The organism is Enterobacter chuandaensis (genome assembly GCF_003594915.1).
Classification (GTDB): Bacteria; Pseudomonadota; Gammaproteobacteria; order Enterobacterales; family Enterobacteriaceae; genus Enterobacter; species Enterobacter chuandaensis.
In genome coordinates this window covers 256,208-270,166 of record NZ_QZCS01000005.1, presented here as the reverse complement: position 1 = coordinate 270,166, position 13,959 = coordinate 256,208, and the positions used below count along the sequence as shown (strand labels likewise).

Here is a 13,959-nt window from a genome sequence, read left to right as displayed (position 1 = left end):
GGGTGGTTTTTTTGTGCATGAAATTTACGGATCACACCCCGCCCAAATACGCCTTCCTCACCTCCTGATTCCCCAGCAGCTCCTCACCGCTGCCGCTCAACCGGATCTGCCCGTTAACCATCACATATCCGCGGTCGGAAAGCTTCAGCGCGTGGTGCGCATTCTGCTCTACCAGAAAGATGGTCATGCCGTTGCGGGCCAGTTCGCGCAGCGTCTGGAAGATCTGCTTCACCACTATCGGGGCTAAGCCCAGGCTCGGTTCATCCAGCAACAGCAGCTTCGGACGGCTCATCAGCGCCCGGGCGATTGCCAGCATCTGCTGTTCCCCGCCGGACATGGTCATTGCGCGCTGTTTGCGCCGCTCCTTGAGGCGAGGGAAAAGGTCAAACATGGTTTGCATATCCTCAGCCGCAAACTGGTTGCCGATCGGGATGGTCCCCATCAGCAGGTTCTCTTCAACGGTCATATCCGGGAAGATTCGTCTGCCTTCCGGCGCCTGCGCAATGCCGCCGGACGCGACGTAGTGGGTAGATTTGTGACTGATGTCTTCACCACTGAAAAGGATCTGCCCGCTGCGGATGCGCGGCTGTCCAAAGATAGACATCAGCAGCGTCGATTTGCCCGCGCCGTTTGCGCCAATCAGCGCCACGGTCTCACCTTTATTAACCTCAAGAGAGACCTGCTTCAGCGCCTGGATGACGCCGTAGAACACATCCACCTCGCGAAAGGCCAGCAGCGGTTCGCTCATAGGGTCACCTCGCTTTCGTCCGTGCCCAGGTAGGCAGCAATCACCTTTTCATCATGCTGGATCTGCGCGGGCGTTCCCCTGGCAATGACATCCCCGTGGTCGAGCACGATAATGTCGTCCGAAATCTCCATCACCATCCCCATATCATGCTCAATCAGTAATACCGTGATGTCATGACGATCCCGCAGAAAGCGAATAATGCTGCTCAGCTTGTGCGTTTCAACCGGGTTAAGCCCGGCGGCGGGTTCATCCAGGCAGATCATCTCCGGCCCGGTACACATTGCTCGCGCGATCTCCAGACGTCGCTGCTGGCCGTACGACATCTCTCCCGCCAGGCGATTGGCGCACTCCACCAGATCCACCACCTCCAGCCAGTAAAAGGCTCTGTCCAGGGCGTCGCTTTCCGCACGCCGGTATGCCGGTGTATTCAAAATCCCGGCAAGCAGATTGCGGTTAACGCGCATATGCTGCGCGACCAGCAGATTTTCCACGACCGACATCTCGCGAAAAAGACGGATATTTTGAAACGTGCGCGCCAGCCCGGCGCGGTTGACCAGGTGCGTTCCGCCAAACATTTTGTAGAACAGACGCTGCCCGAGCTGCGCGGGGTTAATCCAGTCGCCCGGCTGGAATTTTTGTCCAAGGACCTGAATAACGTTGGTGGTCTTATTGCGGGTAGCAAATAAAATGTTGCCGCCCGAGGCCTTATAGAAACCGGTCAGGCAGTTGAACACGGTTGTTTTGCCCGCCCCGTTTGGCCCGATAAGGGCGGTTATAGAGCCGCGCTGCACGTCCAGATTAACGTCGTTTAGCGCCTTGATCCCGCCGAAGTGCATCATCAGATGTTCAACGCGCAATATCGTTTCGTTCATGGCGCCACGCCCTTACGCACGGCAAATCCGCTGCGATTAATGCGGATCAAACCGCGTGGACGCCAGATCATCATCACCACCATCAGCATGCCAAACAGCAGGACGCGGTACTCGGCAAAACTGCGCAGCAGTTCCGGCGTAACCGTAAGCACAAAGGCGGCCAGCACCACACCAAGCGTAGAGCCCATACCGCCCAGCACCACGATGGCGAGGATCAGCGCCGATTCAAAGAAGGTAAAGGAGGTCGGGTTCACGAATCCCTGATAGGTTGCGAAGAATACCCCGGCAATCCCTGCGGTGGACGCACCCAGCGTAAAGGCGGAGAGCTTGACCAGCACATGATTTAATCCCATTGAGCGGCAGGCAATTTCATCTTCTCGCAGGGCTTCCCACGCCCGGCCAATCGGCATCCGCGTCAGGCGATGCTTGATGTAGAGCACCAGCATCACCACCAGAAACAGCACGGTATAGATAAAGATAAACTTCATGTTCGGGTTGTAGGTCAGGTGGAAAAACTCGTGAAAGGGCACGCCGCCTTCTTTCGCGCGTCGTCCAAATTCCAGGCCGAAAAAGGTGGGGGGAGGGGCCGACACGCCGTTTGGTCCCCCGGTGAAGGTCAGCCAGTTGTTCAGGATCAGGCGAATGATCTCTCCGAACCCGAGGGTGACGATCGCCAGATAGTCGCCGTGCATGCGCAGTACCGGGAAACCGAGCAGGGCACCGGCGGCGGCGGCCATGATTGCCGCCAGCGGCAGCATGCTCCAGAAGCCTAAACCGAGATACTGGTACCCCAGCGCCAGACCGTACGCGCCAATCGCATAGAACGCGACGTACCCCAGATCCAGCAGACCGGCCAGCCCCACGACGATATTCAGACCCAGGCCGAGAAGCACGTAGATTAGCCCGAGAATGGCGACGGTCAGCACATATTTGGTGGCGACAAACGGGAAGCAAACCGCAAGCGCAATCACCAGAGGAAGAATCCAGCGCATGCGGCTTTTGTATTCCGGTGGCCGGACATACACGCCTGCGCTCTCAGCCTCGAAGCGTGCCTGGAAACGGGTCCCCGCTGCCGTACCCAAAAAGGCGCTCAACAGAAAACGCCCCAGCATCACAATGCCGACTATCCAGGCCAGCCGCTGTCCGGCGAAGTTAAAGCTGTACCCGTCCAGCACCACGCCAGCAATGGGGCCGAAGATAATCAGCGCAATCAGCCCGGAGAAAATGGCGTCCAGAATGCAGCGCTTAAGCGAAAAAAAGTGCGATGTCATCATTCTCTCCCTCACACTTTGGCCACAACCGGACGCCCGAGCAGCCCCTGAGGCCGGAAAATAAGGATCATGACCAGCAGGCCGAACGAGAAGACGTCTTTATAGTCCGAGTTCACCATGCCTGAGAACTGGGCTTCCGCGACACCAAGGATTAGGCCACCGAGCATGGCGCCGGGGAGGGAACCGATGCCGCCGAGGACCGCAGCCGTAAAGGCTTTAATGCCGATCACAAAGCCGACGTAGAAATCAAAGGTGCCGTAATTCATGGTGATGAGCACGCCAGCCAGACCGGCCATCGCCGCGCCGATGACAAAGACCAGCGAAATAATCCGGTCGGTGTTAATGCCCAGAATCGAGGCCATCTTACGATCCTGCTGTACCGCGCGGCACATCCGGCCCAGCCGGGTATGGTTGATTATCCACGTAAGCACCAGCATGCCGACAAACGAGGCGAGCAGAATAAACACTTTGGTGTAGGTTATCTGCACGAATCCGTCGCCCAGATGCAGGCGAATCACGCCGTCGAGCATGGTCGGCACCCCTTGCTGGCGCGGGCCCTGGCTCAGCTGGGCGTAGTTTTGCAGGATAAGCGACATCCCGATGGCGGAGATTAGCGGCGCCAGACGTGTGGAGTTACGCAGCGGCTTGTAGGCGATACGCTCGATAGTCCAGCCGTACACCCCGGTTACCGCGATGGTGAACACCAGCGTACCCAGGATCAGCAGGGGGAAGGACTCGAGGCCGAAGAACGAGAGCAGCGCCAGGCCGATGGCGCAGAGATAGGCGGAAATCATATACACTTCGCCGTGGGCGAAGTTGATCATCCCGATAATGCCGTACACCATGGTGTAGCCGATGGCGATCAGGCCGTAAACGGAGCCCAGCGTTAAGCCATTAATTAACTGTTGCAGGAAGAATGTACTCATCTTAGCGCGCTCGTTTTATAGGCTGCGCGAGCCGCGCAGCCTGATGTTTATTACGCGCCGACGGGCAAGCCCGCCGACGTTGAGCGTGACTCCGTCCCGTTACTGCACTTCCTTATATTTTCCTTTGTCGTCCCACTGGTAAACCACGTAGTCAGAGACTTTCAGGTCGCCCTTGCTGTCCCAGGCTTTTTTGCCCATCACCGTGTCGACGGAATTGGCTTTCAGCCACTCGCTGGCTTTAGCGGAGTCCTTGCCGCCGGTGGCCTTGAAAGCAGCGGCAATCGCCTGTACGGAAGCATAGGAGTAGAGGGTATATCCTTCCGGCTCGAATTTACCGGCGCGGAATTTCTCGATAACCGCCTTACCGTCCGGGATCAGGCGCGGATCTTTACCGAAGGTCATGTAAATGCCGTTGGTGTACTGTGGGCCGCCCGCTGCCGTCACCATCTCTTCGTTGACAATACAGTCGCCGGAGAAGAATTTCGCCTGCACGCCCTGTTCACGCATCTGGCGAACCAGCGGCCCGGCTTCCGGGTGACAGCCGCCGAAGAACACGACATCCGGTTTTTGCGCGCCGATCTTGGTGACCAGCGCGTTAAAGTCTTTTTCACCGCGGGATAAGCCTTCATACATCACATCCTTGACCCCGCGTTTCGCCAGCGCCGCTTTGGTGGCGTCTGCCAGCCCTTGTCCATAGGTGTCTTTATCGTGAATGATGACCACGCGTTTGGCTTTCAGCTTGTCGATGATGAAGTCGCTGGCGACCTGACCCTGCTGGTCGTCGCGGCCGCACATGCGGAACATGTCGCTCATGCCGCGTTCGGTGATCAGCGGGTTAGTAGAGCCGGGGGTAATCGCAATAATACCTGCGTCGCTATACACCTCGGAGGCGGGCATCGTGGAAGAGGAGCAGAAATGGCCGACCACGGCGTTGACCTTATCCTGGTCGACTAAGCGGTTGGCGACGGCCACCGCCTGCTTAGGCTCACACGCATCATCTCCCTGAACCAGTTTGATCTTCTCACCGTTAATACCGCCTGCAGCGTTAATATCTTCGGCGGCCTGCGTTGCGCCATGCCAGTACTGATCGCCGTAGGTGGCATTGGGGCCCGTGAACGGTCCGGCGACACCAATTACGATATCGGCCCGGGCCGAAAATGCCGTCACCAGACAACCGGCCAGTACAAGAGAAACAGGCGTTTTGATAAATTTCAGCGACATTATTATGTTCCTTAGCAAAGAGGTTTTTGCACCACGGCGTAAACCTGAACGCCCAGGGCGCAGCCAATCCAAAAACACGAGCAAGAACAAAATGCACTAAACAAACGGCATCCTGCGTGATACGGCGAGGTTTCCATGCGCAGCGTAGCGCTAAGAACAGCAAGCAAAAATGTTGCCAGAATGGTTAACCCCTTGAGGGGGTTATGACATGTTTGAGTATAGAGCGCCGCGTTATCACGCCCGGCGGCAGGAGAAGAAATTACAGCGGAGATCACACATCGTTAACAATAAAGCCCATAAGTTGTGCAAGGGTCACGATTTGCACACTTTTGCAGCAATAAAGACCTAAACTTCAGCCAGGGCAGACGTGCGATGTGTGGTAGGATCCTTTCCTTTTTTTATCAGGAGTGTCAGCGATGACGGAAGGTCCATTAAATGAAAGCGAAATGGCGTGGCTGGAAGAGACGTTAATGTCTTACGGCCATGACGATGCATCCGTGATTGACGTGTCCGAACTGGACGGCATGCTTACCGCAGTGCTTTCCGGCCCTGTTGTCGTTGAGCCAGATGCCTGGCTGGTGGCGGTGTGGGGCGGGGAGAAGTACATCCCGCGCTGGAAAAACGATCGTGAGATGAACCGTTTTATCGATCTCTGCTTTAAGCATATGAACGACATTGCCGAGCGCCTGAGCGAATATCCGGATCAGTTTGAGCCGATGTTCGGCTATAACGATGTTGACGGTGAGAGTTACACCGTGGTGGAAGAGTGGTGCTATGGCTACATGCGCGGCGTGGCGCTGACGGACTGGTCGGCCCTGCCGGAAACCCTGAAGGCCGATCTCGACGCGATTGCCCTGCACGGAACGGAAGAGAACAGCGAGAAGCTGGATGAACTGTCCGAAGAAGAGTATATCGCCAGCATCGAGCGCATCCAGCCTGCGGCCCTGCGTTTATATAACTACTGGGTGGAGAACCCGCAGCAGCCGGAAGCGAAGAAGCCTGTCGTGAACGGCACGAAGGTGGGGCGTAACGATCCGTGTCCTTGCGGCAGCGGGAAGAAGTTCAAGAGCTGCTGCCTGCACTGATAAAAAAGGGGCTAATGCTAGCCCCTTTAATATTTAACCCACCTCAGGCAGCATCCCGGCTGCAATCAACACCTGCACCAGAATAATCACCACCCCACAGCCAAACACCACGCACAGCAGCGGTTTCCCGCCTGCCACGCGGTATCCTTGCTGAGGATGCTGCTGGCGACTCTTCCATGCCAGCAGGGAAGGGAGCAACAGGGCCAGGACAGAGAGCGCCACCCCCGCGTAGCCCAGCGCCATCACAAACCCACGAGGGTAAAACAGCGCAAAGGCCAGCGGCGGCACGAAGGTGATGGCCCCGGTCTGTAACCGTCCGGCGGCGGTATTGCGACGCTGGAACAGATCGGCCAGGTAATCAAACAGGCCGAGCGCCACGCCCAGGAACGAGGTTGCCAGCGCCAGGTCGGCAAACAGGTGAACCGCCAGCTCCACGTGCGGCGAAGTGACCACCTCGCGCAGAGATAGCAGGAAACCGTTCAGGCCAGCGTGCTGCGCCATCAGCCCGACGAAGGTTGAAGCGTCAATGCTGCCCAGCGTTACCAGTTGCCAGAAAATATAGGCGATCAGCGGAATGGCGCTGCCGATAACAAACACACGACGCAGCTTGCGGATATCGCCGTTCATATAGCTGACGATGCTCGGTACGCTGCCGTGAAAACCAAACGAGGTGAAAATGACCGGGATGGCGGAAAGCGCCAGACCTTGTTCCAGCGGCAGCGTCAGCAGGTTCACCTTGTGCACGTGCGGCGCCAGCAGCGCCAGCATGATAACCAGAAACAAAATTTTGGCGCTGAACAGAAAGCGGTTAAAGAGATCGACCAGCGAGGTTCCCACACAGACCACACCGCCGCCGATGAGCGCAAAGAAGATAGCCCCCGTCGCAGGGGTAATGTCAGAACCAAACCAGTCGTTGACGCTGGAGGCGATAAGCTCCCCGGCACCGCTGATATACGCAGCAGTGAGAGCGTACATCAGGAACATCATGCTAAAGCCGGTGATCCACTGGCCGTAGCGTCCCAGGTAGCGCGCCGCAAGCGAACCCAGACCGGTATCGGCGGGCACATGCTGGTAAACCTCAAGCAGCAGCAGTGCGGTGTAGCACATTAATGCCCAGAGCGTGCCAAGCAGCAGCAGGGTCATCCCAAATCCCACGCCTGCGGCAGCCAGAGGCATTGCCAGCATTCCTGCGCCAATCGTCGTTCCGGCGACGATAAATATACTTCCCAGGGTTCTGTTTTTCACGCTTTCCTCTACAACGACGCATAACCGCAACAAAATCTGCGGCGCAGAGTAAGGCAAAAGCGGTAATTCGTCAAACCACCGTTACAAGGGGTGTAATAAAAGCTTTACGTGTTGCGCTGCCGCCAACACTAAGTGGGGCGACACTCAGGCGTGACGTAAACAAGGCGTACGGGGAATAAAAGGCGTGTTTTGATGTGGGGGAAAGTAAATAAACGCGGTGCCGGTTTCCGGCACCGCGTTGATATTAATTCTGCGTATCGAGAGTCGACAGTTCTTTATCAATAAAGTAAAGACCTTCACCGGATTTACCCACCAGTGATAATTTATCCAGCACGGATTTAAACAGCTTCTCTTCTTCGTGCTGTTCCGCGACGTACCACTGCAGGAAATTAAAGGTTGGATAATCCTGGCCGATCATTGCCGCATGAACCAGTTCGTTAATTTTCTGGGTGATCAGCTGTTCGTGCTCGTAGGTAGCGCGGAACAGTTCATCAAGAGAATTATACTCGGCAAAAGGTGATGCCACGTTCTCGATGCGCGGCAGGCTGCCCGTATCGGTCAGATAATCGAACAGGCGCTGCATGTGGTTCATCTCTTCCTGAGCGTGACGACGCAGAAACGCGGCCGCACCTTCAAAGCTATGGTAGCTGCACCAGGCGCTCATCTGCTGGTAGAGAAGGGATGAATAGAGCTCAAGGTTCATTTGCGCATTGAGCTTGTCGATCATTTCAGTTTTCAGCATGGTGACGCTCCGGGTTATTATTTCTGGTTCACAATGAGCGACACTATAATTTGTTATTTAATTATTTGCAAAACGTAAAATTAAATATTTCTCAGTTCAAAATACGAATGGGAATAAAACGCATTGGCGATATTTTATTTCTATTAATGAGAATTGTTTTTGTTCTTAATTAAATAAAGCGCCAGCAATCGCTGGCGGCTTTGATTAATACCAGGGGTTATTTGCCTTAGGGTTAACGGCATACCCCATGCATTTATACTGGATAGTTACGCTCTCGTTCAGGCACAAAGAGCCGCTTGTCAGGGTACAGGTTTTGACCGGCTGCCCGTAGGCAGAAGCGGTGGCATAGCCCATGTTCTGACAGGCTTTTACTGCGGTACCGTTATTAACATATTCGTCGGACCAGGCGTTTTGCAGCACTGCCTGGCCGTAGTCGAGGCGGACAATGCCGTTCGGCGCGTCGAGGCTGCTGATTTCCGCCTGGCGGTTAACGCTGCATCCCGCGAGCAGCAGGACTGTACCGGCTACGATGGCTGTTTTCATGGTTCGCTCTGGGTGGATGGAAATACGTTATCGTACCCGCAGATGCCCGCTGCAATGCCAGGAATAGCCGGACAATCTACCCTCACTCTTTGCAACGGACGGCGTGGATCTTTCTCGTCAAAAAATTGTGAGCGCGCATTTAATTTTTAAAACTCCATTTCATTAACTTTGAAAGTCTGTTTGTTTGATGCCAGAATGAACGGGAACAGGTATCCATGGCGGGAGCGCCCGCAGCGCATTCTGGAGAGACAAGATGAAAATTGCACTGATGATGGAAAACAGCCAGGCGGCTAAAAACCCAGTGATATTAAAAGAGCTGAAAACGGTAGCCGATGAGAAAGGCTTCCCGGTTTACAACGTGGGTATGAGCGACGAAAACGATCATCACCTGACCTACATCCACCTGGGCATTATGGCAAGCATTCTGCTGAATGCGAAAGCGGTAGATTTCGTGGTTACCGGATGCGGCACCGGGCAGGGCGCGATGATGTCGTTGAATATTCACCCCGGCGTCATTTGCGGCTACTGCATCGATCCCGCCGACGCGTTTCTCTTCGCGCAGATCAACAACGGCAATGCGCTTTCGCTGCCTTTTGCCAAAGGTTTTGGCTGGGGAGCGGAGCTGAACGTGCGCTTTATCTTTGAAAAGGCCTTCACTGGCCGGAAGGGGGAAGGCTACCCGCCAGAGCGTAAAGAGCCCCAGGTGCGTAACGCGGGGATTCTGAACCAGGTGAAAGCGGCCGTGGTGAAAGAAAACTATCTGGACACGCTGCGCGCTATCGATCCTGAGCTGGTGAAGACCGCTGTTTCCGGACAACGTTTCCAGCAGTGCTTCTTTGAAAATTGCCAGGATAAGGCGATCGAGGATTTTGTTCGCGGTATGGTAGGTTAATGCGTATTGCGCAGATTAAATTGTGATGTGAGTCACAAAAATATTGATTTTTGTGACGATGGTCATATTATAGGCACATTGACAATAAAGTTGTATAACAAGTTAATGGAGCATCACAATGAAACTGCGCAAAATCCTGAAAAGCATGTGGGCCAATTACTGTCGCACCTTCAAAGACGTGCCGCCGGGCGCCATGTTCTGATAAAAAAACCTGCTTCGGCAGGTTTTTTTATCTCTGCAGGCGAGGAAGGGAAGATGTCAGGGGCTGCGTTTTGATACTATGGCGGCCTTTGAATAAGGAGAAAGCCCCATGTCACAAAACCTGAGCGCCGATCAGGAGCTGGTCTCTGACGTTGTCGCCTGCCAGCTGGTTATTAAGCAAATTCTGGATGTCCTGGACGTTATCGCACCGGTTGAAGTGCGCGAGAAGATGTCTACTCAGCTGAAAAACATCGATTTTGCCAGCCATCCCGCGGCTGCCGACCCGGTTACGCTTCGCGCGATCCAGAAAGCCATCGCACTTATTGAACTGCGCTTTACGCCGCAGGGCGAATCTCATTAAAAATGGCGAACGGGCGACAGCAGATGTCGCCCGTTGAAAACGTTAAAAAAAGGTCTGGACCAGCAGATAGCTCGCCGCGCAGGCGCAGCTCACGCCAATTAGCCCCGGCAGAATAAAGCTGTGGTTAATAATGAATTTGCCGATGCGGGTCGTTCCCGAACGGTCAAAGCCGATGCAGGCTAAATCACTCGGGTAGGTCGGCAGAACAAAATAGCCGTAGGATGCCGGGAAGAAGGCGATCAGCATTTTCGGATCGATACCCAGCATCAGGCCCATCGGCGCCACGGCTGTCAGGGCCGCCGCCTGGCTGTTCACCAGCTTCGACACCAGGAAAAGCACAATGGCATACGTCCACGGATGGCTTTTCACCACCCCTTCCAGCGCCAGTTTTAACTCATCGAGATGCGCCTGGAAAAAGGTATCGCTCATCCACGCCACCCCGAACACTGAGAAGATGGCCACCATACCCGCCTTGAATACCGCGCCGTTAGAAATCGAAGCAGCATTGACCTTACAGGCCATTAGCATCACGGCACCGGCAATGAGCATCATCATCTGAATAACGAGGTTCATCGACAGCGCCGTCATTTTACCTTTCAGCTCGAAGGCAGGGCGCAGTTCCGGGAACGCCCCGAGCAGGACCACCACCGCAATCCCGGCAAAGAAAATCCATGTCGACCAGTAGGCCTGCTTCGGAAAACGCTGGTTCATTAACGTCTCCGTGCCGCCATAGATAAACTCGCGCTGTTTAGGATCTTTCAGTTTTTCCTGAAATTCCTTATCGTCAGCCAAATCTTTTCCGCGGCGTAAACTCCACAGGGCCGCAATCGCGACGCCGAAAAGCGAAGCGGGCACCGATACGGCAAGGATTTCCAGGATCCCCCACGCGTGCCCAATCCCATGCTGCGCGGCCAGGATGGAGACCAGCGACACGACGGCGACGGAAACCGGCGATGCGGTGATCGCCATCTGCGATGCCACCGAGGCCACCGCCATTGGGCGCTCCGGGCGGATCCCTTTTTTCAGGGCGATATCCGCAATGATGGGGAACATGGTGTAAACCACATGCCCCGTGCCGCACAGAAAGGTCAGCATCCAGGTGGTAAAAGGGGCGAGAAGCGTGATGTGCTGCGGGTGTCTGCGCAGCAGGCGTTCAGCAAATTGCATCATGACGTTGAGGCCACCCGCGGTCTGCAGGGTGGCGGCACAACCAATCACCGCGAGAATGGTCAACATGACGTCAACCGGAGGCTTGCCGGGCTGGAGCCCAAAGACAAAACACAAAATAAAAAGGCCAATACCGCTGATTAACCCAAGCCCCATGCCGCCGAAACGTGTACCCGTCAGCAGACAGAGGAGAATGACAATAAACTCAATGGTGATCATGCTGCTCCCTCGTCAATGATTATGTAATTAAATAAATCATTACATTTTGCAAGGTTAATCATTGAGAGCGAGATCTGATTTGTTAAATTTCAGCAAAAGCAGTGGGTTGGGGAGATAAGAAGGAACCTGCCCCCCTGAACCAGGGCAAGGGCAGGTTAAAACGCTTAGTGGTGCTGCACCGTCACAAGGTCGAGCAGGTGGCGGTCGGCTTGCTCCGGGCGTAAACCGGCCTGGCGCGCATTGTGGATCTCATCCGCCAGCGTTTTCAGCAGCATGCCGTCCTGCTGCTGTTCTTTGTCCATATCGCGTAAAAATTTGAGGGTGGTGATGTCATGCTGCGCTTTGGCTTCATCGGCCAGCTTGTTGAGCGTCGTACAGCGCTGTTCATGTTCTTTCAGCGTTTTCTGGAACAGTTCTTCCAGAGAAGAGTAATTTTCATTGATCCCATCAAGGGCTTTGACAACCGGGTTCGCCCCCGCGGCTTTGAGGAAGTTAAAGACGCGCATCATATGGGTAACGTTGCTTTGTGCCTGCGAACGAAAGAACGTAGCAGAGCCCGTAAGGCTTTTTTCGGAACACCAGGCACTTAAGTGAAGGTGCAGGTTCGAGGCGTAGAACTCAAGGTTCATCTGCGCGTTAAGTTTTTGCATCATCGTTTGGGTAGCCATACTCATATCCTTATAGACTGTGGGACGTAATGTCCGCTGCTTAACCTGACAGCCAGGCAAATGCGAAGAAATACATAAATGCAGATTCTTCAGTTACTGAGTCGATCGAAAATTCACTTCCTGTGTTCGATATAAATAAGCATACCTTTGTCTTAGGACTAAGAAAACTCTTAATTGGGCTGTGTTTACCATACATTACAAAGTTTAATATAGTACAAAAATACAAATAGATTGCCACGGATTGAAACTTATTTAACTTGATGAAAATAAACAGTTATTTGTCTTCTTTTTGTTTTGTTTTACTTTCGTGAATATTAAGCCGAAATAAAGCTCTGTGAAAAAGGTAAATACAGATTATTTATTTCAAATATATGATGCGTTATTAAATTTGCGCTAAATCAATTTTTACGGAATACCGTATATTCATCATTATGTTGGTTTCTTGACGAAACGCACGCAGCTCCCCTGAACCGCGAGCCCCAGCCTGACCAGCCGACAGCATCAGGGATTTCTTAGCTAATCTTATGGATAATTCTGCTCACCGCCCTTTCATTTGTCTGACAATTCCTGCCATTTTTATGTCATTTTTCGCTGAATTTATGTACGCAATTACTGTAATTCTGCGGTGTGATGGGGCTCTCTTATGGATGATTAATTTCCCGCTAAAACTATCACCAGCAATAACGCTTATGACGAGGTAAGCGCTAATGCCTTGTTTTAAGTCCGATTAAATAAGAAGCACGCAAATCTTCCCTACAGAAAAGAATGTTAAAGCTGGAGTTTACCATGCACAAATTTACTAAAGCGCTGGCGGCCATCGGTCTGGCTGCCGTTATGTCACAATCCGCTATCGCTGAGAATTTAAAACTCGGTTTTTTGGTAAAACAGCCGGAAGAACCCTGGTTCCAGACTGAGTGGAAATTCGCTGATAAAGCCGGAAAAGATTTAGGTTTTGAGGTGATTAAAATCGCCGTGCCGGACGGTGAAAAAACCCTGAACGCCATCGACAGCCTGGCGGCCAGCGGCGCGAAAGGTTTCGTTATCTGTACTCCGGACCCGAAACTGGGATCGGCCATTGCGGCGAAAGCCCGTGGTTACGACATGAAGGTCATTGCGGTTGACGATCAGTTCGTTAACGCCAAAGGCAAACCAATGGACAGCGTCCCGCTGGTCATGATGGCGGCGACCAAAATCGGTGAACGCCAGGGCCAGGAACTCTATAAAGAGATGCAAAAACGCGGCTGGGATGTCAAAGAGACTGCCGTTATGGCCATTACGGCTGATGAGCTGGACACCGCACGTCGTCGTACGACCGGTTCAATGGACGCGCTGAAAGCCGCTGGCTTCCCGGAAAAACAGATCTACAAAGTCCCAACCAAATCTAACGACATCCCCGGTGCTTTTGACGCCGCGAACTCCATGCTGGTCCAGCACCCGGAAGTGAAACACTGGCTGGTGGTCGGCATGAACGACAATACCGTGCTGGGCGGCGTGCGCGCGACGGAAGGCCAGGGCTTCAAGGCACCTGACGTTATCGGTATCGGCATCAACGGCGTGGATGCGGTGAGCGAACTGTCCAAAGCGCAGGCTACCGGTTTCTACGGCTCTCTGCTGCCAAGCCCGGACGTTCACGGCTACAAATCCAGTGAAATGCTCTACAACTGGGTAACCAAAGGGGCTGAACCGCCGAAATTTACTGAAGTCACCGACGTGGTGCTGATCACCCGCGACAACTTCAAAGAGGAACTGGCGAAAAAAGGACTGGGCGGTAAGTAATACGCTGTGATTGTGCCCCTTA

15 protein-coding genes are annotated in these 13,959 nt (G+C 53.9%); 5 read left to right on the top strand and 10 right to left on the bottom strand.

Features of this window, described 5'->3' with window-relative positions; genetic code table 11:
- Nucleotides 1–31: 31 nt before the first annotated feature.
- From D5066_RS10865 to D5066_RS10845, 5 genes are all read right to left on the bottom strand, one after another.
- The gene (locus D5066_RS10865) at nt 32–748 is read right to left on the bottom strand and encodes an ABC transporter ATP-binding protein (protein ID WP_119915936.1); all 717 of its coding nucleotides are present in this window, start codon (nt 746–748) and stop codon (nt 32–34) included.
- A complete protein-coding gene (locus D5066_RS10860; protein ID WP_119915935.1) occupies nt 745–1,620 on the bottom strand; it encodes an ABC transporter ATP-binding protein in 876 nt (291 codons plus the stop codon). Before D5066_RS10860 ends, D5066_RS10865 begins: the two co-directional genes overlap by 4 nt.
- Entirely contained in the window at nt 1,617–2,891 is a 1,275-nt protein-coding gene (livM, locus tag D5066_RS10855; RefSeq protein WP_119915934.1) for a high-affinity branched-chain amino acid ABC transporter permease LivM, read from the bottom strand. Before livM ends, D5066_RS10860 begins: the two co-directional genes overlap by 4 nt.
- 11 nt (nt 2,892–2,902) lie before the next feature.
- The gene (locus D5066_RS10850) at nt 2,903–3,817 is read right to left on the bottom strand and encodes an ABC transporter permease subunit (protein WP_119915933.1); all 915 of its coding nucleotides are present in this window, start codon (nt 3,815–3,817) and stop codon (nt 2,903–2,905) included.
- 99 nt (nt 3,818–3,916) lie between these two features.
- Nucleotides 3,917–5,038: a branched-chain amino acid ABC transporter substrate-binding protein gene (locus tag D5066_RS10845; RefSeq protein WP_080329505.1), complete on the bottom strand. Its 1,122-nt coding sequence runs from the start codon at nt 5,036–5,038 to the stop codon at nt 3,917–3,919.
- A gap of 416 nt (nt 5,039–5,454) precedes the next feature.
- On the opposite strand from D5066_RS10845, the gene D5066_RS10840 reads away from it, so the two are divergent.
- Nucleotides 5,455–6,123: a YecA/YgfB family protein gene (locus D5066_RS10840; protein WP_119915932.1), complete on the top strand. Its 669-nt coding sequence runs from the start codon at nt 5,455–5,457 to the stop codon at nt 6,121–6,123.
- Between the two features lie 33 nt (nt 6,124–6,156).
- Here the strand turns inward: D5066_RS10840 and tyrP are convergent, their stop codons facing one another.
- From tyrP to yecR, 3 genes are all read right to left on the bottom strand, one after another.
- Nucleotides 6,157–7,368 (bottom strand): tyrosine transporter TyrP, encoded by a 1,212-nt coding sequence (gene tyrP, locus D5066_RS10835; protein ID WP_119915977.1) that lies wholly within the window; start codon nt 7,366–7,368, stop codon nt 6,157–6,159.
- 244 nt (nt 7,369–7,612) lie between these two features.
- Nucleotides 7,613–8,110, bottom strand: coding sequence for a non-heme ferritin (ftnA, locus tag D5066_RS10830; protein WP_119915931.1), 498 nt, complete (start codon nt 8,108–8,110; stop codon nt 7,613–7,615).
- Between the two features lie 204 nt (nt 8,111–8,314).
- A complete protein-coding gene (yecR, locus tag D5066_RS10825; RefSeq protein WP_080329502.1) occupies nt 8,315–8,653 on the bottom strand; it encodes a YecR family lipoprotein in 339 nt (112 codons plus the stop codon).
- Between the two features lie 253 nt (nt 8,654–8,906).
- On the opposite strand from yecR, the gene D5066_RS10820 reads away from it, so the two are divergent.
- The 3 genes from D5066_RS10820 (at nt 8,907) to D5066_RS10810 (ending at nt 10,107) form a co-directional block, all read left to right on the top strand.
- Nucleotides 8,907–9,545 carry an RpiB/LacA/LacB family sugar-phosphate isomerase gene (locus tag D5066_RS10820; protein ID WP_080329501.1) on the top strand — a complete coding sequence of 213 codons (639 nt, stop codon included), beginning with the start codon at nt 8,907–8,909 and terminating at the stop codon, nt 9,543–9,545.
- A 118-nt stretch (nt 9,546–9,663) separates the two neighbouring features.
- Nucleotides 9,664–9,747 (top strand): stress response protein AzuC, encoded by an 84-nt coding sequence (azuC, locus tag D5066_RS10815; RefSeq protein WP_014884364.1) that lies wholly within the window; start codon nt 9,664–9,666, stop codon nt 9,745–9,747.
- 108 nt (nt 9,748–9,855) lie between these two features.
- Entirely contained in the window at nt 9,856–10,107 is a 252-nt protein-coding gene (locus D5066_RS10810) for a DUF2766 family protein (RefSeq protein ID WP_008500405.1), read from the top strand.
- 42 nt (nt 10,108–10,149) lie between these two features.
- Here the strand turns inward: D5066_RS10810 and D5066_RS10805 are convergent, their stop codons facing one another.
- Both D5066_RS10805 and D5066_RS10800 read right to left on the bottom strand, forming a co-directional pair.
- Nucleotides 10,150–11,493, bottom strand: a complete 1,344-nt coding sequence (locus D5066_RS10805; protein WP_080329500.1) for an anaerobic C4-dicarboxylate transporter — start codon at nt 11,491–11,493, stop codon at nt 10,150–10,152.
- A 164-nt stretch (nt 11,494–11,657) separates the two neighbouring features.
- Entirely contained in the window at nt 11,658–12,161 is a 504-nt protein-coding gene (locus tag D5066_RS10800; RefSeq protein ID WP_080329499.1) for a non-heme ferritin-like protein, read from the bottom strand.
- Between the two features lie 786 nt (nt 12,162–12,947).
- Here D5066_RS10800 and araF point away from each other — a divergent pair.
- Nucleotides 12,948–13,937 carry an arabinose ABC transporter substrate-binding protein AraF gene (gene araF / locus D5066_RS10790; protein WP_008500409.1) on the top strand — a complete coding sequence of 330 codons (990 nt, stop codon included), beginning with the start codon at nt 12,948–12,950 and terminating at the stop codon, nt 13,935–13,937.
- Nucleotides 13,938–13,959 lie beyond the last annotated feature (22 nt).

Bases quoted from the DNA above. Each gene is read 5' to 3' on its own strand.
- D5066_RS10865 (WP_119915936.1), bottom strand. From the start codon at position 748: ATGAGCGAACCGCTGCTGGCCTTTCGCGAGGTGGATGTGTTCTACGGC.
- D5066_RS10860 (WP_119915935.1), bottom strand. From the start codon at position 1,620: ATGAACGAAACGATATTGCGCGTTGAACATCTGATGATGCACTTCGGC.
- livM (WP_119915934.1), bottom strand. From the start codon at position 2,891: ATGACATCGCACTTTTTTTCGCTTAAGCGCTGCATTCTGGACGCCATT.
- D5066_RS10850 (WP_119915933.1), bottom strand. From the start codon at position 3,817: ATGAGTACATTCTTCCTGCAACAGTTAATTAATGGCTTAACGCTGGGC.
- D5066_RS10845 (WP_080329505.1), bottom strand. From the start codon at position 5,038: ATGTCGCTGAAATTTATCAAAACGCCTGTTTCTCTTGTACTGGCCGGT.
- D5066_RS10840 (WP_119915932.1), top strand. From the start codon at position 5,455: ATGACGGAAGGTCCATTAAATGAAAGCGAAATGGCGTGGCTGGAAGAG.
- ftnA (WP_119915931.1), bottom strand. From the start codon at position 8,110: ATGCTGAAAACTGAAATGATCGACAAGCTCAATGCGCAAATGAACCTT.
- yecR (WP_080329502.1), bottom strand. From the start codon at position 8,653: ATGAAAACAGCCATCGTAGCCGGTACAGTCCTGCTGCTCGCGGGATGC.
- D5066_RS10820 (WP_080329501.1), top strand. From the start codon at position 8,907: ATGAAAATTGCACTGATGATGGAAAACAGCCAGGCGGCTAAAAACCCA.
- azuC (WP_014884364.1), top strand. From the start codon at position 9,664: ATGAAACTGCGCAAAATCCTGAAAAGCATGTGGGCCAATTACTGTCGC.
- D5066_RS10810 (WP_008500405.1), top strand. From the start codon at position 9,856: ATGTCACAAAACCTGAGCGCCGATCAGGAGCTGGTCTCTGACGTTGTC.
- D5066_RS10805 (WP_080329500.1), bottom strand. From the start codon at position 11,493: ATGATCACCATTGAGTTTATTGTCATTCTCCTCTGTCTGCTGACGGGT.
- D5066_RS10800 (WP_080329499.1), bottom strand. From the start codon at position 12,161: ATGGCTACCCAAACGATGATGCAAAAACTTAACGCGCAGATGAACCTT.
- araF (WP_008500409.1), top strand. From the start codon at position 12,948: ATGCACAAATTTACTAAAGCGCTGGCGGCCATCGGTCTGGCTGCCGTT.